This window comes from Sporolactobacillus sp. PKPK-6 (genome assembly GCF_056678885.1).
In genome coordinates this window covers 491,097-511,895 of sequence record NZ_JBWXPA010000002.1, presented here as the reverse complement: position 1 = coordinate 511,895, position 20,799 = coordinate 491,097, and the positions used below count along the sequence as shown (strand labels likewise).

At 43.0% G+C, this 20,799-nt stretch carries 22 protein-coding genes; 15 read left to right on the top strand and 7 right to left on the bottom strand.

All coding sequences use genetic code 11. The annotated features are described in order from the left end of the window. Positions 1-11 precede the first annotated feature (11 nt). From AC1MBV_RS13370 to AC1MBV_RS13355, 4 genes are all read left to right on the top strand, one after another. Positions 12-1,385, top strand: coding sequence for a HAMP domain-containing sensor histidine kinase (locus AC1MBV_RS13370; protein WP_480948476.1), 1,374 nt, complete (start codon positions 12-14; stop codon positions 1,383-1,385). Positions 1,386-1,453: 68 nt separating this feature from the next. Beyond that, positions 1,454-2,446, top strand: coding sequence for a 3'-5' exoribonuclease YhaM (yhaM, locus tag AC1MBV_RS13365; protein WP_480948475.1), 993 nt, complete (start codon positions 1,454-1,456; stop codon positions 2,444-2,446). Between the two features lie 85 nt (positions 2,447-2,531). Beyond that, positions 2,532-2,825 (top strand): sporulation YhaL family protein, encoded by a 294-nt coding sequence (locus AC1MBV_RS13360; RefSeq protein WP_370645899.1) that lies wholly within the window; start codon positions 2,532-2,534, stop codon positions 2,823-2,825. A 185-nt stretch (positions 2,826-3,010) separates the two neighbouring features. Beyond that, complete coding sequence (locus tag AC1MBV_RS13355) at positions 3,011-3,544, top strand: hypothetical protein (RefSeq protein ID WP_480948474.1); 534 nt, start codon at positions 3,011-3,013, stop codon at positions 3,542-3,544. Between the two features lie 94 nt (positions 3,545-3,638). Here AC1MBV_RS13355 and AC1MBV_RS13350 read toward each other — a convergent pair whose 3' ends face one another. Continuing rightward, positions 3,639-4,520 carry a peptidylprolyl isomerase gene (locus AC1MBV_RS13350; protein WP_255745924.1) on the bottom strand — a complete coding sequence of 294 codons (882 nt, stop codon included), beginning with the start codon at positions 4,518-4,520 and terminating at the stop codon, positions 3,639-3,641. Positions 4,521-4,855: 335 nt separating this feature from the next. Between AC1MBV_RS13350 and AC1MBV_RS13345 the strand changes: the two genes are divergently transcribed. Both AC1MBV_RS13345 and AC1MBV_RS13340 read left to right on the top strand, forming a co-directional pair. Next, on the top strand, positions 4,856-5,455 hold the full coding sequence (locus AC1MBV_RS13345; protein WP_255745921.1) for a YpmS family protein: 600 nt from the start codon (positions 4,856-4,858) through the stop codon (positions 5,453-5,455). Between the two features lie 112 nt (positions 5,456-5,567). Then, on the top strand, positions 5,568-6,800 hold the full coding sequence (locus AC1MBV_RS13340; RefSeq protein ID WP_480948473.1) for an aminopeptidase: 1,233 nt from the start codon (positions 5,568-5,570) through the stop codon (positions 6,798-6,800). Between the two features lie 99 nt (positions 6,801-6,899). On the opposite strand, the gene AC1MBV_RS13335 is transcribed toward AC1MBV_RS13340, so the two are convergent. The 3 genes from AC1MBV_RS13335 to AC1MBV_RS13325 all read right to left on the bottom strand — a co-directional run bounded on the left by AC1MBV_RS13335 (position 6,900) and on the right by AC1MBV_RS13325 (position 8,547). Then, positions 6,900-7,304, bottom strand: a complete 405-nt coding sequence (locus tag AC1MBV_RS13335; RefSeq protein WP_255745917.1) for a YtxH domain-containing protein — start codon at positions 7,302-7,304, stop codon at positions 6,900-6,902. 140 nt (positions 7,305-7,444) lie between these two features. Continuing rightward, positions 7,445-7,987, bottom strand: coding sequence for a tryptophan transporter (locus tag AC1MBV_RS13330; protein ID WP_480948472.1), 543 nt, complete (start codon positions 7,985-7,987; stop codon positions 7,445-7,447). A 128-nt stretch (positions 7,988-8,115) separates the two neighbouring features. Continuing rightward, entirely contained in the window at positions 8,116-8,547 is a 432-nt protein-coding gene (locus AC1MBV_RS13325) for an HIT family protein (protein ID WP_480948471.1), read from the bottom strand. A gap of 196 nt (positions 8,548-8,743) precedes the next feature. Between AC1MBV_RS13325 and AC1MBV_RS13320 the strand changes: the two genes are divergently transcribed. The 3 genes from AC1MBV_RS13320 to AC1MBV_RS13310 are packed head-to-tail and all read left to right on the top strand — an operon-like array spanning position 8,744 to position 12,395. Further along, positions 8,744-10,420, top strand: coding sequence for a hypothetical protein (locus tag AC1MBV_RS13320; RefSeq protein ID WP_480948470.1), 1,677 nt, complete (start codon positions 8,744-8,746; stop codon positions 10,418-10,420). Between the two features lie 14 nt (positions 10,421-10,434). After that, entirely contained in the window at positions 10,435-11,187 is a 753-nt protein-coding gene (locus AC1MBV_RS13315; RefSeq protein WP_480948469.1) for an ABC transporter ATP-binding protein, read from the top strand. Beyond that, positions 11,175-12,395: an ABC transporter permease gene (locus AC1MBV_RS13310; protein ID WP_480948468.1), complete on the top strand. Its 1,221-nt coding sequence runs from the start codon at positions 11,175-11,177 to the stop codon at positions 12,393-12,395. The genes AC1MBV_RS13315 and AC1MBV_RS13310 overlap by 13 nt, the downstream gene beginning before the upstream one ends. Positions 12,396-12,450: 55 nt before the next feature. Here AC1MBV_RS13310 and AC1MBV_RS13305 read toward each other — a convergent pair whose 3' ends face one another. Next, on the bottom strand, positions 12,451-12,885 hold the full coding sequence (locus AC1MBV_RS13305; protein ID WP_255745907.1) for a ferritin-like domain-containing protein: 435 nt from the start codon (positions 12,883-12,885) through the stop codon (positions 12,451-12,453). Between the two features lie 261 nt (positions 12,886-13,146). Here AC1MBV_RS13305 and liaF point away from each other — a divergent pair, with 261 nt between their 5' ends. The 5 genes from liaF to AC1MBV_RS13280 all read left to right on the top strand — a co-directional run bounded on the left by liaF (position 13,147) and on the right by AC1MBV_RS13280 (position 17,432). After that, positions 13,147-13,965 (top strand): cell wall-active antibiotics response protein LiaF, encoded by an 819-nt coding sequence (gene liaF / locus AC1MBV_RS13300; RefSeq protein WP_255745905.1) that lies wholly within the window; start codon positions 13,147-13,149, stop codon positions 13,963-13,965. Between the two features lie 3 nt (positions 13,966-13,968). After that, positions 13,969-15,006, top strand: a complete 1,038-nt coding sequence (locus tag AC1MBV_RS13295; RefSeq protein WP_255745904.1) for a sensor histidine kinase — start codon at positions 13,969-13,971, stop codon at positions 15,004-15,006. After that, entirely contained in the window at positions 15,003-15,641 is a 639-nt protein-coding gene (locus AC1MBV_RS13290; protein WP_255745902.1) for a response regulator, read from the top strand. Before AC1MBV_RS13295 ends, AC1MBV_RS13290 begins: the two co-directional genes overlap by 4 nt. 280 nt (positions 15,642-15,921) lie before the next feature. After that, positions 15,922-16,623 (top strand): TerC family protein, encoded by a 702-nt coding sequence (locus AC1MBV_RS13285; protein ID WP_255745900.1) that lies wholly within the window; start codon positions 15,922-15,924, stop codon positions 16,621-16,623. Positions 16,624-16,727: 104 nt separating this feature from the next. Next, positions 16,728-17,432 carry a TerC family protein gene (locus AC1MBV_RS13280; RefSeq protein WP_255745898.1) on the top strand — a complete coding sequence of 235 codons (705 nt, stop codon included), beginning with the start codon at positions 16,728-16,730 and terminating at the stop codon, positions 17,430-17,432. 11 nt (positions 17,433-17,443) lie between these two features. Here the strand turns inward: AC1MBV_RS13280 and AC1MBV_RS13275 are convergent, their stop codons facing one another. Further along, positions 17,444-18,346, bottom strand: coding sequence for a LysR family transcriptional regulator (locus tag AC1MBV_RS13275; protein WP_255745896.1), 903 nt, complete (start codon positions 18,344-18,346; stop codon positions 17,444-17,446). Between the two features lie 203 nt (positions 18,347-18,549). Here AC1MBV_RS13275 and AC1MBV_RS13270 point away from each other — a divergent pair, with 203 nt between their 5' ends. Then, positions 18,550-19,779 carry a multidrug efflux MFS transporter gene (locus tag AC1MBV_RS13270; RefSeq protein ID WP_255745894.1) on the top strand — a complete coding sequence of 410 codons (1,230 nt, stop codon included), beginning with the start codon at positions 18,550-18,552 and terminating at the stop codon, positions 19,777-19,779. A gap of 40 nt (positions 19,780-19,819) precedes the next feature. Here the strand turns inward: AC1MBV_RS13270 and AC1MBV_RS13265 are convergent, their stop codons facing one another. Continuing rightward, the gene (locus AC1MBV_RS13265) at positions 19,820-20,716 is read right to left on the bottom strand and encodes a YitT family protein (RefSeq protein ID WP_255745892.1); all 897 of its coding nucleotides are present in this window, start codon (positions 20,714-20,716) and stop codon (positions 19,820-19,822) included. Positions 20,717-20,799 lie beyond the last annotated feature (83 nt).

The following is a 20,799-nucleotide window of genomic DNA, read 5'->3' as shown; positions in this document are numbered from 1 at the left end:
TGCCATTTAAAATGACGTTGACAAAACGGATCTGGCTCTCATTCGCGTTTCTTGAGTGCGTGATCGGACTGATTATTCTCAGTGTCTACCCCTATACCATACAAAATACGCTCAAGGAAAATACGTTCCGAACCATTGAAGTGCAGCAATTGCTTAATTTTCAAGGGATTGTCGGAGGCTATGGAGTAGATAATCCTGGCACAAGTATTCATAATTACGACTCGACAAGATCTGTTTGGACCGTGTTGGTCAATAAAAAATTTCAAACCTTGGTTGGAATTCTCCCATCTGACGGTAGCATTTTGAAGCAAATGAAAGGGCAAATTAGACATCAGAAAAGTGTGTTAGCCCGATATGAGTTGAAGCAAAATGATTCGACATTTTATATAGTCGTCAGACGATCATCTGACAGTTATCTGATTTCCTATATGCGAGATACCTACAACAATGAATTAAGAAACAATTTATGGAGCCGCTTGATCTTTACGTTTGCGATGGCGAGTATCCTCAGCCTATTTCTTGCATTTTGGCTGGCACGTTATATCAAACGGCCGCTTGATATACTAGGCAGACGATTTAAAGAAATTTCACGTTTAAATTGGGAAAAGCCGTTCGAATGGAAAGGCGATGTGGAATATGAACGCCTTTCTGCTCAATTTGAAGAAATGCGGCTCAACCTGATTAAGTATGATCAATCCCAGAAAGTATTTCTTCAGCAGGCATCTCACGAATTGAAAACGCCAATCATGATAGTTCAAAGTTACGCGCAATCTGTTAAAGACGGTATCTACCCCAATGGCGGTCTAAATGATTCGATGGATATTATTATCAAAGAATCTCAGCAGATGGAGAAACGGGTGCGCAAGCTGCTCTATTTTACCCGATTTGATTCACTCGGAGATAAGCAAATGCGCTATTCACTTATTCGCTTTGGTGATTTGGCAGATTTAGTGCGTGAGCGATTCATTACTCAGCGGGCAGATATTGAAATCCATGTTGGCGGCGAGGATACACTGATCTACGCTGATCAAGAGCAAATGCAGACCGTACTGGAAAACTTAGTAGAAAATGCACTGCGTTATGCGAAGAATAATATATGGATTGATGCTGACGGAAGCAGCAGATACAGGTCTCTGATCAATGTTAAGAATGATGGACCGGAAATTCCGGAGCATGAACGTAAGGCTATGTTTCAGCCTTTCCAAAAGGGAGAAAAAGGACAATTTGGATTAGGGCTGGCAATTGTTAAACGAATCATTCATAATCATCATGGAGTCATTCATGTTGCTAATACTGAGGACGGCGTCGTATTTGAAATGACTTTACCGGCTCCGCCTAAGGAAAAACCGGACAATGGATCAGATGCATTGAATGAAAAAGATTGATTGTTGTCTTATACTTACCTTATTTTAAAATGACATTTTAAAATAAGGTTATTTGAAGGGAAGGGTTCATGGTGAAGGGAATCGCGTTTTATAAAGAAGGCGAGCATGTTCATGAATTCCTGTTGATAAAGAGCGTGACCAAGGGATTGGCCAGCAATGGCAAGCCTTTTCTTACGATATACTTACAGGACAAAACAGGTGACATCGAATCCAAGCTGTGGGGCAGCACGGCGGAAGATGAAGCGAATTACGTTGCTGGCGCAGTGGTGCTTGCTGAAGGAGACATTACGACATTCAGAGGCAGAAATCAATTCAAAATCCGTACAATTCGTCCCGCTACAGAACATGATCAGGTGAACAAGGCGGAACTTGTGATGTCGGCTCCATTATCAATTGAGGAACTTAATGAGAAGATTACACAATACTTATTTGAAATCAAGAATCCGGTAATACAACGCCTGACACGAGCTCTTTTAAAGAAACATCATCATGACTTTTTCGAATATCCTGCTGCAGTAAGTATCCATCATAATTTTCTTTCAGGACTGGCTTACCATGTGTGCTGCATGTTGGATATGGCGAAGGCAGTTGTCAATCTCTATCCTGAAATCGATAAAGATTTATTGTACGCGGGCATTATCATCCATGATATGGGGAAGCTTGAGGAGTTGTCCGGAGTGACTGCGACCAGCTACACACTCCCCGGAAATCTGCTTGGTCATATCTCGATTATGGTCGCCAATATTGGCGAAACAGCAGATGAACTCGGTATTGGTGATAAGGAAGAGGTTTTGCTTCTTAAGCATATGGTGCTGAGTCATCATGAAAATCCGGAATGGGGCAGTCCAAAACCGCCGATGTTCAAGGAAGCTGAAATTCTCCATATCCTTGATGACATGGACGCTAAAATAAACGTGATGACCCGTGCTGTACGTAAAACACGTCCTGGCGAATTTTCAGAACGTATCTTTGCTATGAACAATCGAACGCTTTACAGACCGTCATTTGATACCAGCGATACTGAAGATGAATTGCAGCCTCCATTTCAAGAGAACAGCTAAGGTCTAATTTTCCGTTTCTTCGCATAGGCTACATTGCAAGTAAAAATTGGGACAACGCTCGAGTAGCTAGCTGGGAGGCGGAAACATGAAGCAGGCTAAACGTTCATTATTTATCGTTGCTGCGCTATTCATCCTTTTTTTAATGCAGCAGTTCGGAATGATTGATCCCGTGATCAACATGCTGGAAAGCGTAGCTTGGTGGGTATATCTGGTTGTAGCCGGTATAATATTCAGCGGTTATCAAGCATTTAATTTATCCAAGCAGGATAAAGAAGTCGATGAAGAGTGGGTCGAAGAGCAAGGTAATGTGTACATGAAACGAATGGACGCCGAGAAAGAGCGGCGCCGCAACCGTAAAGATCCGAGAGCCATGTCTTGAACAGGCTTTCGGATTTTTTTTGCATAACTAAGAATGCCTAAAATTACTCTGAACCGGCCAACCATAATAGAACAAAAAACTATTGGAAAAAAATGTGTGAATTACTTCCGTTATCGGTCCATGCAACGAAACTGCAGAAAAATAGAATATAAGAGAGGCAGTAAACAGATAAGGAAGTGACTGATATGGATGATTCTAATAATAAGGGGGCAGGCTTCGGATCGGACAAAGATGGCGATAAAAAAAGAAGACAATACAAAAAACCGGATGCTGTTCCGTTTTGTGGCGATCATGTGATTAGTGAACTTAGGGTGGACGGTACAACTGATGAAGAAACAGTTTGGCTTAATGCGGTTATTGAGTGGCGTCCTACAGGCACAATACCATTAAATAGGATGAGCAGTTTGTCCGCTTCTATTTCCATATGCGTACCTGCTCTTATTCAAATTTGGAGGAAAGACGCTTCGGGCAATACACTTATCACTGAGAAAGCAGATTCCAGTTCGGCTATTGTCATATGGAATGGTCCTGGAGGATTCATTTTATTTAATCGGGTGATCACCACAATTCTCGTTGAAGATCATATTGCACCCAATAAGGAAAACGAATATGTCGTAACGTTTACGGCAAATCAAGAAACTCCTGCAGGAATTCATCTTGATCAATCAAAAGTGACCGGTTATCAATTATTTGCAACCTTATTGAAGATGGACAATTGATTTTCCTAGCTTCGATCCTTGAAAATTAGTGACTCAAGGCAAAAAAAAACACGAATCAGATAGGTGCTCCGATTCGTGTTCTTCTCTGTTCGTGTTATTGCTGCGTTGTCGTTGAGGTTGAGGTTGAATTGAAAAGATCTTTGAAAGCCTTGTCCTTCACTTGAACATCAGCATTCTTAATCAAGTTCTTGATTACCGTATCTTGAGATTTTTCTTTGCTTGCAAGGTAAGCTTCTTTTACTGAGGATTTCAGATCGTTATACGAATCTTTTTTGCCCTCAAGCTTGATAATGTGATAGCCGCCGTCCGTGCTTGAATAAACAAGCGGGCTGATTTCGCCGACTTTCAGTTTCATTGCTGCATTGCTGAATTCGGCAACCATAGTTGATTGTTTGAACCAGCCAAGCTCGCCGCCCTTATCTTTAGAGCCTGTATCCGTTGAATATTGTTTCGCCAATTTAGCAAAATCTGCTCCATCCTTTAATTTCTTTTGAATGGATTGTGCGGTTTTCTTTGATTTAACGAGAATGTGGCTCGCTTTAAGTTCTGTCAATGTTGTCTTGTTCTTATTATAGTAATCCTTAAGTGCTTTGTCTGTAACCTTGATGCCATCCTGCTGAGCCTTCGTCATCATTAGGGAGTCTTTAATTTGGCGTCTGAACGTAGTTTCAGTCAGACTGTTCTGTGTTAGCGCCTGCTTGAATTGGTCTTCCGATGAGAAAGTCTTGCGAACTTGATCATATTTCGCGTCAACAGCCTTCTTGGATACATTATATTTCTTTTCCAAGAGCTTTTCGTAAACCATATTTTGAAGGACAGCTTCTCCATTGGTCTTTTTCAATTCATTGTAAAATTCTTCTTTTGTAATATTACCGCTTTTCGTTTTCACTACTGCGGCGTTATCTCCGCCGTTCCCGCAGGCTGCGAGACTTGCGAGAACGATAACAGCGGCCAGAATCATCATTAATTTCTTCACTACGTCCACTCCTATTTTATATTGTTCCACATTACAACAGTATTTCGTAGTTGCGCGCGGTTATCCGTCGCAATCGGCAATTTTATCAAATACGGTTACCATCTGTTTGCGACACTGTTCATTCTAACTGAAACTTGCCCCCATTGTCGAGTTATTGATGATTCCTTCTACATGAATTCACTGGTTGCAGCGTGCCGAAATTATGTACTTGTTTCAGCATATTTCGCATGAGTCGAAAATTGCGTTATAATAAATAAACTATTGGCTTGTTTAAATAGGTAAATCTTGCATGTACTGGTACCTATATAGGTGTGTAAAGGAGAGGGAAAAGAAACGTGAACGCTGCAACTTATCCCAAGAAAAAGAAAAATTTATGGAAAATCGCTTTATTATCATTACTTGTGATTGAATTAGCCTTGGTGATTGCTGTACTTGGCATGCTGACAAATGGTTTTTCTGCAACAGACAGTCCGACACCGCAAACGGATCGCACCGAAGGAAAAGCTATTTTTTCCGTGCAGGCGAACAAGCAGCAGCTGGAGAATATGATCAATGATCAAATTGATTCTAATGGAAATAACAGGCTCACCTATCATATTGATATTGGCGATCAGGTTGTTTTGAACGGTAAGTATAAGCTCTTATTTACTGCGATTCCGTTTTCCTTGACCTTCACACCTTCAGTATCTAATGGTGATATTGTGCTGAAAGAAACTGATGTTAAATTGGGCAGTATTCCTCTTCCGGACAAGCAGGTGCTCAGCTTTTTGAAAAGCGGATCAAAATTTCCAAAATGGGTAGCTATTCAACCGAACAAGCGGCAAATTTATATTAATTTAACGGATGTTCAAGTGCAGAAGGGTCTCTACCTGCGTGCACAGACGATTAATTTAGCTAAAAATGATGTAACATTCAGTGTTCACCAGATGAACTAAGAAAAGTTTTCTTCAATTATTGGTAACGCTTGCATTTATACCCTTGCCAAGTGTTAGAATAGACTTGGTAAGAAAAATTTGTTCATTGCAAATTAGACGGGGGGCACTCGATTTGAAAACCTTTGCTCAAAAACTCGAAAAATATGCGGAATTGGCTGTAAAAGTAGGCGCAAATGTTCAGAAAGGACAGGAAGTACTGATCAAGGCACCAATTGATGCAGGCGAGCTTGTACGCATTGTAACGGAAAAAGCATATGAGGCCGGAGCGAAACGCGTGTTCTTTAACTGGACGGACGATAAACTGGATCATTTGCGGCTCAAGCATGCATCGGAGACAGTGATCAGCGAATATCCGGTTTGGAAAGCCAACAAGCTTGAGGACTTGGTCAAGAGGGGGGCTGCTTGTATTGACATCCGGACAACAGGAATTGGTATGATGGACGGTATTGATCCGAAAAAGGCGGCGCTTGACCAAGAAACGATGTGGCGCGCATTAAACACCTATTATGATTATCGCATGTCCGACCGTGTCAGCTGGACCATTTTAATCTTTCCAACCGTTGAATGGGCGAAGAAACTGTTTCCCGGCAAAATCAGAGAGCTTGCGATTGCCGACTTATGGGAAGTTATTTTCAAAATGACACGTGTGGATTGTGATGATCCGGTACAAGCTTGGGAGGATCACAAGAAGACACTTGCTAATAAGGTTTCTTTTCTAAATAAGAAAAAATATAAAAGGCTGCATTATAAAGCTCCAGGCACAGATTTAGAGATCGAGTTCGATCCTGATTATCACTGGGACGGGGGAGCAGCAGTGAACAGTTCGGGAACTCCTTTTGTTCCTAATATTCCAACTGAAGAAGTTTATACATTGCCTGTAAAAAATGGAGTTAATGGTACAGTTATGGCGACTCGTCCGCTTGTTTACGGCGGTAAATTGATTGAGAAGTTATCGGTCACTTTTGAGAATGGACGTATTACGCGCGTGAATGCCAAAGAGGGCGAGGAGCTGATCAATCACATGATTGACACAGATGAAGGCTCACATTTTTTAGGGGAAGTTGCGCTTGTTCCTAATGATTCGCCGATCTCAAAGTCAGGTCTTGTTTTCTTTACGACACTTTATGACGAAAATGCATCCTGCCATTTGGCAATTGGAAAAGCCTATCCGACTTGCCTCGATGGTGGAACGGAAATGTCGGCGGAAGAATTGAAAAAGCATGGAGCGAATGACAGCTTGATTCATGTTGATTTTATGGTCGGCTCCGACCAATTAGATATTGATGGTGAGAATGCAGAAGGCGAATGGGAACCGGTTTTCCGGAACGGTGTCTGGGCATTTTGACTTACAAAAGATAATCTGCAGATCAGAAAAAAGGCTGGTGCTATTTGCACCAGCCTTTTTAGCATTAATCCTCGTTTAGAGTTCAAAAATAAATGGCCATTACAGTGATGGCGGTGTCTCTTCTTCACCCGGTTTTTTCTCCGGAGAATGCTCCGTCAATTTGTTAGTCAGCTTTTCTTTTGCTGCTTCCAATTGAACGACGTTGTTCTTGATTTTCGTTAGATAAGGTTGGACATCGTCTTTCCATTCTTGCAAAAGATTGCCAATATCCGAGACTGCCGATTTAAGAACCGGAACGCTGTCATCCTTCAGAGCAATAACGCGATCTTTAACTAAGCTTAAGTTATTTGCCGCGTCTTTTAACGGCTGCTGAATAGAGGCTGCCTTTTCTTTTATGTCGCTTCGAATTTCTTCACCTTTTTTAGGCGTTGTCAGGAGAACAATCGTGCCGCCGACTACTCCACCGACAATTGCTCCAATCGTGTACGAGAAAAATTTTCCCATTTTATTCACCTCTTCAATTAAAGTATACGTTCGTGATTACTTCTATTATACCCCAGCTGTCGCTGCTTATCACTTGAAAGCATATATTCAAAGAACAAAAAAACTCCAATTCTAAACAGAATCGGAGTTTTCAATATTTTTTAGTGAAGCGTCGGTTTTGGTAACGTTTTTAGAAATCCGCTCCGTTCGCCAATTTTGACGATAATTGGATAGAGGACAGCGAACAGAACCAAGTTGGCAAGTGCAGTCGGGAGCACCATAGTGATAAACAATGCACCGAATGCTGCCAAATTCATACCTGCAACAAGAATAGCCATAGTCAAGAATATAGTTCCACTGAGCACAGTACCAAGACCTGCTAAGACGACACCAAAGACGTATTTGCCCTTTGCTTGAAAGTAATGAGCAAATAAATAAATGACTAAAAATACAACGGTTGAAGTCACTAATTTATCAATCACGTTTGGAAAGAATCCTCCAGGCATCGATGTAGTCAATCCTGCTAAAATACCGTCGACAAGTCCGATAATGACAAAGGTCTTGATATCGGCGAAAAGAAAAAGGGATAAGAAAAGCATCACGAGTCCAAAATCGGATTTCATAGGGAATCCAGGAACTACCGCATGCAATATAGTCCCAATGGCAAGTAATAGAGCAACAATAATCAAATTCTTAAGTTTCACGCTGATCTCTCCTCAACTGAGCTGATGTTTCCTTCAGCAGTGCCCCAACGGCCTGCTGCAAGGTGTATTCAATAATATACACGTAATGTCAGGAAAATGCAATTCAAATACTGAAATTTTTACATAAATTAATTAATTTCTTTTGCAATCGCTTGAGCAATCTCTGCGCGTGCTTCATTTGAATACTCATCCATGTGCGACTGGAAGCTGAATGAGAACGTATCGTCTTTGCCATAGCGCGGAATCAGATGCAGATGATAATGAAACACGCTTTGACCGGCAAGCTCGCTGTTATTATTCAATACATTCATACCGACCGGATGAAAGGCATTTTGAATGGCTTTAGCAATGACCGGTACTTTGCTGAATAACTTCTCAGCAATTTCAGGTTCCAAATGAAAAATATCCTTCCGATGTTCTTTAGGAATGATCAGCGTATGGCCCTTAGTTACTTGCCCCAAATCGAGGAATGCAAATACATCATCATCTTCGTATACCTTTGCGCTTGGAATTTCTCCATTAATGATTTTGCAGAAAATGCAATCTGATGCCTCACACATTAATATCATCCTTATCTATGTTTTTTTACTTATTTTAGCACATTTTTTTAGCGGTTTCATAAAGGGATTAGGCAGCATCATGATGAATATAAAATCAGATATGGCATGTGGTCCTTTAAGTACGTTACAATAAATGTAACGAAGGGTCGCCGGTGAATGAGCGGTCGACTGATACAGATCAGAGACGGGGGAACTTATGATTTACTTATTTAGTTTACTTGCATTAACCTTAAATCCATTTGTGTGGAAGAAAAAAATTAAAAGCAAAGTATTTCTGTCGATTCAAGCGGCTCGGGTGATGGCCGGTTTGATCATTTTGTTCATTCTTTCCTACTTCGGGCTGATTGATCATACGTGGCAGGCGTTCTTAAGCTACGGATCGCTTTTTTGGGGGCTATTTCTGGTTTTTGATCTTGTCTATTCAAAGGAGCGTCTGATCTCAATCAATGTATTTGCAGGAATACTGATGCTTTTGTTTTTCTGCTTCCTGCACTTTATTTATCCGTTCACCGTAACCAAGGCGAAATATGATTTTGCTGCTGCAAAAACAACGGTGGTAAACCACGCGGCGCCATCAATGAATGAGCAGCATATTCCTGTCGTTCCGGAAAAATATGCACGTTATAAAAGTGAAAAAGTGTTAGGCGAGCTCGCACATGTTTCCTATTATGAGCTCGGTCATACATCGTTGCAAAAAATAGACGGACATCTTTATTGGGTCACACCAATTGAGTACAGCGGATTTTTTAAATGGATGAAGAGTCATCGCGTTCCCGGATACATTCGGATGAGTGCTGAGGACGAAAATGCGAATGCTTCGCTGATTAAAAAAGAGATGAAATTTGTACCGTCCGCCTACTTTTCTGAGAATTTGAAGCGACTCGTGCGCAGCAAGTATGCAGAGCCGATTTTATTCCGCCCGAGTTTCGAACCGGATGAAACAGGTAAACCTTATTATGTCGTTGCCTATGGCTATTATGAAAAATTGCGACAAATACCGGATGTTAAAGGAGTCATTGTTGTTGATCCGAAAACAGGGAACATGCGTCACTATTCAATTGATAAACTGCCTTCGTTCATTGATCAGGCAATCCCTTCAAATGTTGCTGAACAATGGAACGACTGGTATGGAGAGAATGTGCATGGCTTCTGGAATAAGCTGTTTGCGCAGGAAGATATCAAGCGGCCGACAGAATGGTCGCATTCTGATGAAGTGAACGGCGTGTTCGATCATGCTCTTCAATTGAACTGGTTCACCGACTTTACGCGTCCCAAGTCCGGAAGCGGCGCGATGGTCGGTTATTCCATGTTGAATACACGGACCGGAAGAATTACTTATTATTCAAGTGCGAACGGCTTGCTAAATGGGAAATCCGCGATGAATGTTGCGGAGAAGACGTTTAAACAGAATAAGTATGAGGCGGGTATTCCAAATCTCTATACGATTTACGGACAGGAAACATGGGTGGTCCCTTTGATGGATAGCAACAATGTTCTGCGTGAACTGATGCTGATTCATGCGAAAAATGAGAATGTCTACAGTGCGGAGACCGATAAGCGCACCCTATTTGATAACTATAAATATGCTGTTGCTACAAAATTAGGCGGCGACAGTGCAACACCGACAAACAAAGCACTGATTAAGAAATTGAGTGGCGAAGTTACACAAGTCTACAAATATCAGGATGATGATTCACATCAGACCGTGATCCATTTTATGATCGATGGCAGCGACAAAATTTTTACCGTGAACTCCGGTCAAAACCCATACAGTGTCTTTATGAAGGTTGGGGACAAAGTTTCGGTAGACTATATTGAAACGGATGAAATCGTTTCTGCTGTGAAAACATTCGCTCTTGATGGCAAAAAATGAAAGAGGCTAGAATTATGAATCCAGTATTAACTGTAAAACAATTAAGCGGCGGCTACTCACGGCAGCGCCCGGTGCTCCATGATGTGTCATTTGAGATGAACGCGGGTGAACTGGTCGGTCTCGTCGGTTTGAATGGAGCCGGCAAGAGTACGACAATTAAACATATTCTCGGACTTTTACAACCTTTTTCCGGGGAGATACGTATAAACGGGAAAACACTTCGCGAGGACAAGAGTTCTTACAGAAAAAGTATTGCCTACGTCCCCGAGATGCCGGAGCTCTATGAACAGCTCACTTTAGAAGAACATTTACAGACGACGGCAATGGCATACCATCTGGATAAAAAAACTTATGAAGAACGAAGTGAGAAACTGCTGAAGCTTTTTCGTATGGAAAAGAAGAAACACTGGTTTCCTATTCACTTCTCAAAAGGGATGCGCCAAAAAGTGATGATCATGTGTGCGTTCCTTATTCGACCTGATCTCTATATTGTCGACGAGCCGTTTGTCGGCTTGGACCCGATTGGCATTCAATCGCTGCTTGACTTAATGAGTGATATGAAACGCTCAGGAGCTTCCATTTTAATGTCCACACATATATTGTCGACTGCGGAGCAATACTGCGATCGGTTTATCATTCTGCATGAAGGGCATATCGCCGTGCAGGGCACTTTGGATAAGATACGCAATCAGTTCGGAGATCCAAAGGCAAGCCTTCATGAAATCTATCTGGCCGTAGCAAGGGGCGAGACACAATGGATGAAATGAATACGCTCTGGAAAAAGCGCTGTCGGGACAATTTTCAGATGCAGCTGCGCTATTGGAATCTGATCGGCCGCAACAGCGGATTAATGTTTTTTATTTATGCCATGATCCTGATCGGCGGTTTCTACTACAAAAAATGGCTGAATCTATTGCCGGAACACTTCCCTGGCACGCTTATCGTCAGTATAGTGTTAAGCCTTGTCTGCTCTCATGCACCGATTCGTACATTCATTCAACGCGCAGATTTGGTCTTTTTATTACCAGCTGAATCAGAACTTGACGGTTATTTTCGCAGAACCAAATGGTACAGCTTCTTGATCCAAAGCATCACTTTACTGCTTGTATTGATCATTAGCATACCGCTTTACACTCATGGATCAGCAGCTTATGGAGGCAGCTCGCTCTTGCTTGGAGCGGTTGTCTCGCTCGCTGCGAAAGCTTGGACTATTGATTGCAGCTGGCAGGAGCAATTTATTGAGGATACAGTTCCGCTCCGTTTCCTTAGGACTGTTCTTACCTTTTGTCTCTTCTATTTTGTACTCAGTCATCAGCCGCTTTATGTTATTGCGGCATGTGTTGCCATTATGCTGTTCACACTGTTTTTTTTGTTCCGCCGCCAAGCGTCTGGTGCGCTGCTGCGCTGGAACAGTATGCTTGAGAGCGATCATCGTCAAGCTATGGTCTTCCTTCGCTTTGCCAATCTGTTTACGGACGTGCCGCAATTGAGGAGACGTACCCGCCCTCGCCGAGTGCTCAGCAGATTATTCCCGATTCGACATTTCGAAGAAAAAGAGGTGTTTGAACAGCTATTTATTAAGACATTCCTTCGTTCTGATGAGTATTTAGGCATGTATATGCGTTTGACGGTCATTGGCGCGCTGCTTGGCTATTTTCTTAATATAGGCTGGTATTCTGTTTTCATTGTTGTGTCGGTCGTCTATTTAACCGGACTGCAGCTCTTGCCTATTTGGAGTCAACCTTTTCCACAGGCACTCGCTGGGTTATATCCGATTGGTGAGCGCCTGAAACAGGATCCGTTCGTTCAAATGATCGCACGTCTTCTCATTGGACAGGTTGTAGTACTCAGTGCTGCAGCGGGGGTTGGTGCACACTCGTTTATTGATTTTCTCTTTTTCCTTTGTATAGGCTTTGCTGTCAGCTTGATTTTCGCTTATGCCTACACAAAACATCGTATTCAGCTTGCAGAATAAATAAAAAACCGGAACGGGGAAGAAATCCCCCGTTCCGGTTTTTTAAATCTCTTTTTCAGGCAAAAACAGGATCGGTCAATGTTTTTGTCAATTTTTCCAAATGGTTTTGTTCATCAGCGATCATATCTTCCAGTTTAACAACCAGTTCGATCATGCCGAGTTCTTGTGCCTGACTGCGACGTTCGCGATAGTTTTCCAATGTGTCCGCTTCTGCCTGACGTGCTCCTTCGAGCATTGCTTTGGCATCACTCACCGTGGCAACCGGTGCAGGAACAGTCGTCGGTTCACCGCCGAGGTTCGCAATTTTTTCAGAAAGATAAGCGGCATGGCCTAATTCGTCAGGAATTTCTTCCTCAAAAAAAGGCTTGAGAATCTGGTAATTCAGCCCGGATACTGTTGTCGCGTAATAATTGTACTGAATCACTGCAGAATATTCACCTGCAAGATCTTTGTTCAAACCATCAATTAATGCTAGGACTTTCTTGTCCATATCATTCACCCTTTCACTTAACATATCTTCAAATTACCCTCACAGCCCTAATAATAAACCTATTCAGCAGAAAACGATGAACATAATGCTTATTGTCACGATCCGTTCACATTTTTAAATAGATTGTTCCGACCTGGGTCGGAGAAAAAAACCGTTCACAGTCTATGGAAAAGATGCGCGTCACTCTGTATAGTTAAACTATAAACTTTGTACAAGTGCCGTTGAGATACGGCTTGTGATAGAGAAGAAAGGATGAGGCAAATGTCTTTTGGAAAACTATTGGCTGCGCTTGCTGTCGTTTTGCTTGGTGTTTATTGGCTGCTTGACAGTCTTAATCTTATTTCCCAGGGAATGATGCCGATGTTTAGTGCTTATCTCCCATTCTTGGTCATGATATTCGGAGCACTGCTGCTCATCGTTCCGCTCTTTGACCGAAAAAGGCCGCATTTCTTCTGGGGATTTTTCTTTTTGATTTATGGCGGATTGCTGTATGCTGATCAGTCGGGGTTCATTGTCTTCAAATGGACAGATTTCTGGAAACTGTGGCCGTATCTGATTATTTACTGTGGGTTAGGCATGCTCTTCGGAAAAAATTTCATCACTGTTTCCGTAACGGGTGAACACAAGAAGCACAGAAAAGGGCATCACAATCATCATGTTGATTTCTCTTGGGATCATGAAGACAAAGATGGTGAGGCATCTTCAAAGAACGCGCGTGATTCTTATACCTTTGTGAATGATGCTACCTTCAAACACGATAATTGGATGGTTAAACCGATGAACGAACGTGTACGCATCGGAGATTACACATTTGACTTTACTAAAGCCTTTATTCCGGAAGAAACGATCCCGATTACCTTGAGCGGATGGGTGGGGAATATTCGAATTACCTTACCGGATGATCTTGCATACCGGATCCATCTCCGAGCAAAAGTAGGCGATGCGAAAATTGGAAAAAACAAACAGAGCGGCGTGCTGCGCAATGTCAGCTATCAGACACCGAACTACGATGAAGCAACGCGAAAATTAGACTTTAACTTTGATTTTCAAGTTATTGATTTAAGTATTGCGCAGGTGTAACCGATGCAAAATTATCGAATTCGTACGGCAAGATTTCAATTAATTATCAGCTTTTTTTCATCGCTCATGCTTTTTGCGGCAATGCAAATTTTCTTCTGGTTTGTGCCGTCAGATCATGCTCTGCTTATCAGTGCTTTGATCTTCTTCTTTAGCTTCCTAATCCAATTTATTTTAGAGACAAACGCTTTAACAAAGGATTATCGGCTGCTGCTTGATCATTTGGACAATGTTGATCTGTTTGTCAAGACACTGTCTTCCGGAAAACTTTCGGCTAGAATGAAGATCGAGAACGGCGGGGCGATCAGTCATGTGGCGCAATCTTTAAATGAACTTGCCGATAAAATCGACACACAAGTGAAATCACTGCAGCGTCTGGTCGATGAAAATGTACAAATGAATGTAAAAGTAAAAAACGAGGCGGTAACAGCAGAACGGCAGCGTTTGGCAAGAGATCTGCATGATGCGGTCAGTCAGCAGTTGTTTGCCTTGTCCATGCTTGCATCCGCCGCTGAAAAAACGATTCACAGCAATCCGGATCTTGCGGCTGAAAATATTGCCGATGTTTCGGATATTGCCCGTAAAGCTCAAGGTGAAATGAGAGCTCTACTGCTGCATCTTCGACCGGTACGTCTCAATAACGAATCACTTGATAAAGGGTTAGGGCGTTTGATCCATGAACTGGATGGCAAGACAACAATTCATTTTGAGGCAGCAATTGATCCGGTTCTCGGATTGACTAAAGGCGTGGAGAATCATTTGTTTCGACTCAGCCAAGAGGCACTTTCTAACGCACTTCGTCATTCTGAGGCAACAAGAGTCGTCTTGTCTCTTCATGAAAAGGACCAGCTCGTTACACTCACCATTTTTGACAACGGTCAGGGATTTGATCCGAAGCGAGAAAAAGTTGCTTCGTATGGGTTGAAGACGATGAAAGAACGCGCGGAAGAGATTGGCGGTCATTTTATGCTGACGACACATGAAGGAGAAGGTACATCCATCCATATCCGTGTGCCGATTCACAGGGAGGAAAAGGGAGTATGACAGATAAAATTAAGGTGATGATCGTCGACGATCACGATATGGTCAGAAAAGGGTTGAAGGCTTATCTTTCAACAGAAGAAGATATTGAACTTGTCGGAGAGGCATCGAATGGGGACGCGGCTGTCAAATCGTTTGAAGCGTTGAAGCCTGAAATCATTTTAATGGATTTGATTATGGAAGACGGTAATGGAATTGACGCAACGAAGCAAATCTTAGCCAAAGATCCTTCAAAGAAAATCATCATTCTCACGAGCTTCTATGATGATGAACAGGTATTTCCTGCGATTGAAGCAGGTGCAATGAGTTACTTGCTGAAAACATCGTCATCCGATGAAATCATTCAGGCGATCCATAAAGCACATCGCGGAAAAACGGTCATTGACGGTAAGGTCGCACAAAAACTTGTGGCGGGACTGCACAGGAGTCCGCAACCTTTTGATCAGCTGACTGCTCGAGAAAAGGAGGTCTTGCGGTTAATTGCGGACGGGAGAAATAACGCGGAGATCGCCGAAAAGCTATTTATCGGCATCAAGACAGTGAAAACACATGTCAGCAGTATTTTCAGCAAACTGGATGTCGCTGATCGCACTCAGGCAGCTGTCTATGCCTACCAAAATCATTTATTTACGAAATAATCGGGTGATCATCCGCGTTGACATATTTATAGCCTCATAATATAATTAATATAACAAGTGAATCAGCCTCGTAAAAGGGGAGTAGCCATCAGAGTAAAGTCGTCATTACGGGAGTGATCCCCGGCTTCTCTGGCAGCCGTTAGGCTGTTGGCGAGACCTTTGCCTCGGACGGATGAAAAAGGCAAAGGTTTTTTTCTGCACATGCAGCCTTTCTGATCAACGTCGGAGCGGCTGCTTTTTATTGTGCAAACAGATAAGAATTATTGAGGAGGATGAATGAATGGATTTTTTTTCGCTGGAATTCTTGACCGCGCTGCTGCTTATTGTAGGCATTGACTTGATTTTGGCTGGTGATAATGCCATTGTCATCGCCTTGGCAGCTGCACGACTTCAGGATCATCAACGAAAACGTGCAATTCTTTATGGAACACTTGGTGCGGTCGCCATTCGTGCAATTGCTACACTTGCTGTTGTTTGGCTGCTTAAGGTGCCGGGCCTGCATCTTGTCGGCGGCGTTCTGCTTGTCTGGATTGCCTACAGTCTGCTAAAGGATCACGGGCAAGATAAGAAGATCGTGGCGAAGACTAGTCTTGGAGCGGCTATTCGCACCATAATTATGGCTGATGCGCTCATGGGTCTGGATAATGTGCTTGCCATCGGCGGAGCGGCTTCAGGAAACTACTTGCTCGTTATTATCGGTCTGCTGATCAGTATCCCGCTTGTCATGGGCGGCAGTGCACTGTTTCTGAAGCTGGTTGACCGTTATGCATGGATTACCTATGCCGGCTCCGGAATTCTCGCGTTTACGGCGGGAAAGATGATCTTTGCCGATCATTTTGTGTATGATGCAGTTGCTGGCTTTTCCTGGATCAAGTGGCCGGTGCTGCTTTTCATAATCCTAGGTGTGCTTTACTTCGGATGGAGAAGCCAGCACGGCAGCCAGCATGTGAAGAAAGCAGTCACCGCTGAAAAATCCGTTTAATGAAACCTTCAGCCTTGGCGTAGTCGGCCAAGGCTTTTTGCGTTTTTTAACAGCTAAATCATAATGAATTTCGTTATATCAGGTTAATAGGAGGATGTTGATTCATGGAATTATTTACAACGGCATTTTGGTCGTCCTTAATTATTATTGTTGGTATTGATTTGTTCTTGGCGGGAGATAATGCAGTCGTTATTGCCCTGGCTGCACGCCGGCTTCCCAATCATCAGCGCGGACGCGCGATCCTTTATGGAACGGCTGGCGCGGTCGTTTTGCGCGCGATTTGCACGATTCTGGTTGTTTACCTGCTCATGGTTCCGGGCCTGCATTTTATCGGTGGCCTGTTGCTCATTTGGATCGCATATCGTTTGCTTAGTCCTGCCGATTCTTCGAAATCAAAGAAGGAAGTCAAAGCCAGCACGAGTCTTTGGGGAGCCGTTCAAACGATTGTCGTTGCCGACGCGTTAATGGGACTCGATAATGTACTTGCGGTTGCAGGCGCAGCGCAAAATGATCCGTTGCTTGTCATTTTCGGATTGTTAATCAGTATTCCGCTTTTAATGGGCGGGAGTGCAATAATATTAAAACTAATGGATCGCTTTTCCTGGCTTATTTATGTTGGTTCCGGAATTCTAGCGATGACGGCTGCAAGAATGCTGTTCGCCGAACCGCTCGTTCTCAAATGGCTTGGTGATGTTGCTGTATGGGCAGAATGGCCGGTTGTTGTTGTTACTATCGTTTCTGTCCTCTACCTTGGCTGGCACAACCAAAGAAAGAACACACATGAGCATCATCAAAATCAGGCTGTTTAAAATAATCTCAATTAGTCAATGAGTGGAGTATCCTGATCGAAGTGCTGGAAATAGTCGATGATGAATTGGTAGAAATCCGTGATGATTGATGAATGATAGCGATCCTCATTCCAGACGAGACTGATTGATCGATTGCAATGCGGATGGCTTATTCGGAGCGGAACAATAGAACTGTCTCTTACCGTCCGCAAAGTGAGTGAAGAGAAAAAAGCGACACCTAAGCCTTCTGAAACCAGTCCGCGAATGGACAAGGAATCATCAACTTCAAAAGCGATATCCGGCTGAAATCCTGCCATACGGCAATAGGTATCTGTTGTCTCACGAAAGGCTCCGTTTGCTTTAAGGACAAACGGTTCATGAGCGATATCGTGCAGATCGACACTTTTTTTAGTTGCAAGCGGATGCGTCTTCGGAACGACAAGATAAATTTCATCATGCATGAGCAAGCGCGAATGAAGTGGTCTGTCTTGCTCCAATTGATAAGGAGTGATGCATAAATCAATTTCTCCGTTCTCGAGCTGATGCTGTATGGTTGCCCTTGAAATCTGTTTGACACGAAAACGAACAAAGGGATGCTCTTTACGAAAACTGCCGAGTAGATCAGGTACGATCGGCGTCCGCATCACAGCCATTGAAATGCTGTCTTCATTAATTTTGGCCAAATCGATGACTTCCTGCTTACCTTCTTGGAGCGCCGAAAAGGCGAGCTCGGCCTTCTCAAGAAAGATTTTTCCATAACGATTGAGCCTGATTCTTCGCCCTTTACGGTCAAAGAGGGGAACGCCGATCTCATCTTCAAGCCGTTTAATGGTTTGACTGAGCGAAGGCTGAGCAATGGACAATTCTTGAGCAGCCTTTGTCATGTGTTCGATTCGCGCAACAGTTTGAAAATACTTTAATTGTAGAAGTTCCATTGCTAAGACCTCCTAAAGGGTGATGTTCGTTCCATAAACTGACGGGTTATAATGATTCATTAATAGTTTTAAAACTATACATTTATAATAATATATATATTGGTATTAATGAGCAATACAGATTATTATAGTAACTGTTAAGCAGGCGCCAACTTAAAGGCGCTTTTTCTATCGGAAATAAATAAAAAAGTAAGGTGTAGTTGTTGTCTTTACCTTTATGGAAGAAAAATTTGTACGTTGTCTGGTTCGGTTCCTTCGCTACTGCTGCAGGAATGAGTCAGATTATCCCGTTTTTACCGCTTTATATTGAGAAGCTCGGTGTCACAGACACGGCTGAAATTGAGAGCTGGGCAGGTCTTATCTTTGGTGCAACATTCTTTGTGTCCGCTCTTGTCTCCCCGCTATGGGGGCGCTTAGCTGATAAATATGGTCGAAAACCCATGCTGCTTCGCGCAAGTTTGGGCATGTGCCTTGTTGTATTCCTAATGTCCTTTGCTCAGAATGTTTATCAGCTCTTTGGTCTGCGACTAATAATGGGGCTTGTTTCCGGTTATATCCCGGCATCGATTATTCTTGTCGCGACACAAACACCGAAAACACACTCCGGCTGGGCACTCGGTATGCTGTCAACGGGAGGAATTAGCGGTTCACTCGTTGGGCCGCTTGTCGGCGGTTTGCTCTCAGAATATATGGGGATGCGTCTTGTTTTTATCGACACAAGTGTTTTGTTGTTCGGTGCTTTTCTCGCGTCTTATTTCTTGGTGAAAGAAAAAGTGGTTGTATCTGAAAAAAAAGCACCGTCAATCAAGCAAGTGTGCGCAATGACACCTCATGTAGGTTTATTTTTTGCCATGTTTATCACAACATTTATGGTGCAACTGGCGAATATGTCGATTCAGCCGATTATCACCATTTATGTAAAAATTCTATCGCCAGGTTCAGCACATCTCGAACTTATGTCGGGCATCGTCGTGGCGGCGGCAGGTTTGGCGAGCGTTATTGCCGCACCGTTTCTCGGAAAGTTGTCCGATCGGATCGGTCCCCGTCGTGTACTGCTTTATGCACTGCTTTTTACCGGAGTAATTTTTATACCGCAGGCATTCGTGACGAACGCTTGGCAACTGACTGTCCTGCGTTTCCTTCTCGGTCTTGCGACTGCAGGCATTCTGCCTTCGATTAATACCATTGTAAAGAAAATGGCGCCGTCGCAAATCACCGGTCAGCTCTTTGGCTATAATCAGTCCGCACAGTTTCTTGGAACGCTTGGAGGTTCCCTGCTTGGCGGACATATGGCAGCAGCATTCGGAATAAAATATGTCTTCTTTTCCACGAGCATGCTCCTGTTCATTAATGCCGGATGGGTTGTCGCTTCAGAGTTGTTGGTGAAAAAAAGGGAAAGAAAAATCGAAGCCGCGCGTAGCATGCTTCGATAATGGATAAAACCAAATAGATAAGGAGTGATGGCATCTACAATTAGTGGATGCTTCTTTTTTTGAATCGACCGCCCTTGACGTCATGAATATCACTGATTGCAAGAAATGCACTTTTGTCAATTGAATCCACAATGTTCTTTACTTTAGCTTCTTCAAGACGGCTAATGACTGTAAAAATAACATTTTTATTATTTCCGGTATATGCGCCTTCACCATTCAGATAAGTGACACCGCGTCCGAGCCGGTCATTGAGGGCATCGCCGATTTCTTCGTGCTGATCACTGATGATCCATACGGCTTTGGAGGACTCGAGACCTTCACTCGTAATATCAATCATCTTGAACGCTACGAAGTAAGCGATTAAAGAATACATAGCATAGTTCCAGCCAAATACGAATCCTGCAGATCCAAGAATAAAGATATTCATGAACAGAACGACTTCACCGACCGAAAAAGGAGTCTTTTGATTAAAAAGCACAGCCAAAATTTCCGTTCCGTCTGAGGAACCTCCATTTCGAATGACAAGTCCTACGCCGATCCCCATGATAATTCCGCCAAAAACTGCGGCAAGAAGCAAATCATTGGTAAACCGAGGTATCGGTGTAAATAAAGTTGTAAGAAATGCCAGAAGCGTGACGCCGCAAGCAGAAGTAATTGTGAATGTTTTGCCCATTTGCTTGTAGCCAATGATGAAGAAAGGTATGTTTATGATGATTAGAAATACACCGATCGGCCAGCCCGACAGATGCTCCATCATGATGGAGATACCGACAACCCCGCCATCGATAATTTTATTCGGTACGAGAAATGCTTCAAGTGCGATTGCTTCAAATGTGACACCAATTGCAATAAGTAAGGCACGAATAACGTATTGATAAAATCTTAATCCTTTATGCTTCTGCTTAGGTGGAATCCCGATTTGTTCTGCTGCTTCCAACGGCGCACCATCCCTTCGATTTATGTGCATTGAATTTCAATTATGTAGTCCGGCAAAGAACAAATGCCGGGCAAGATAAAAAG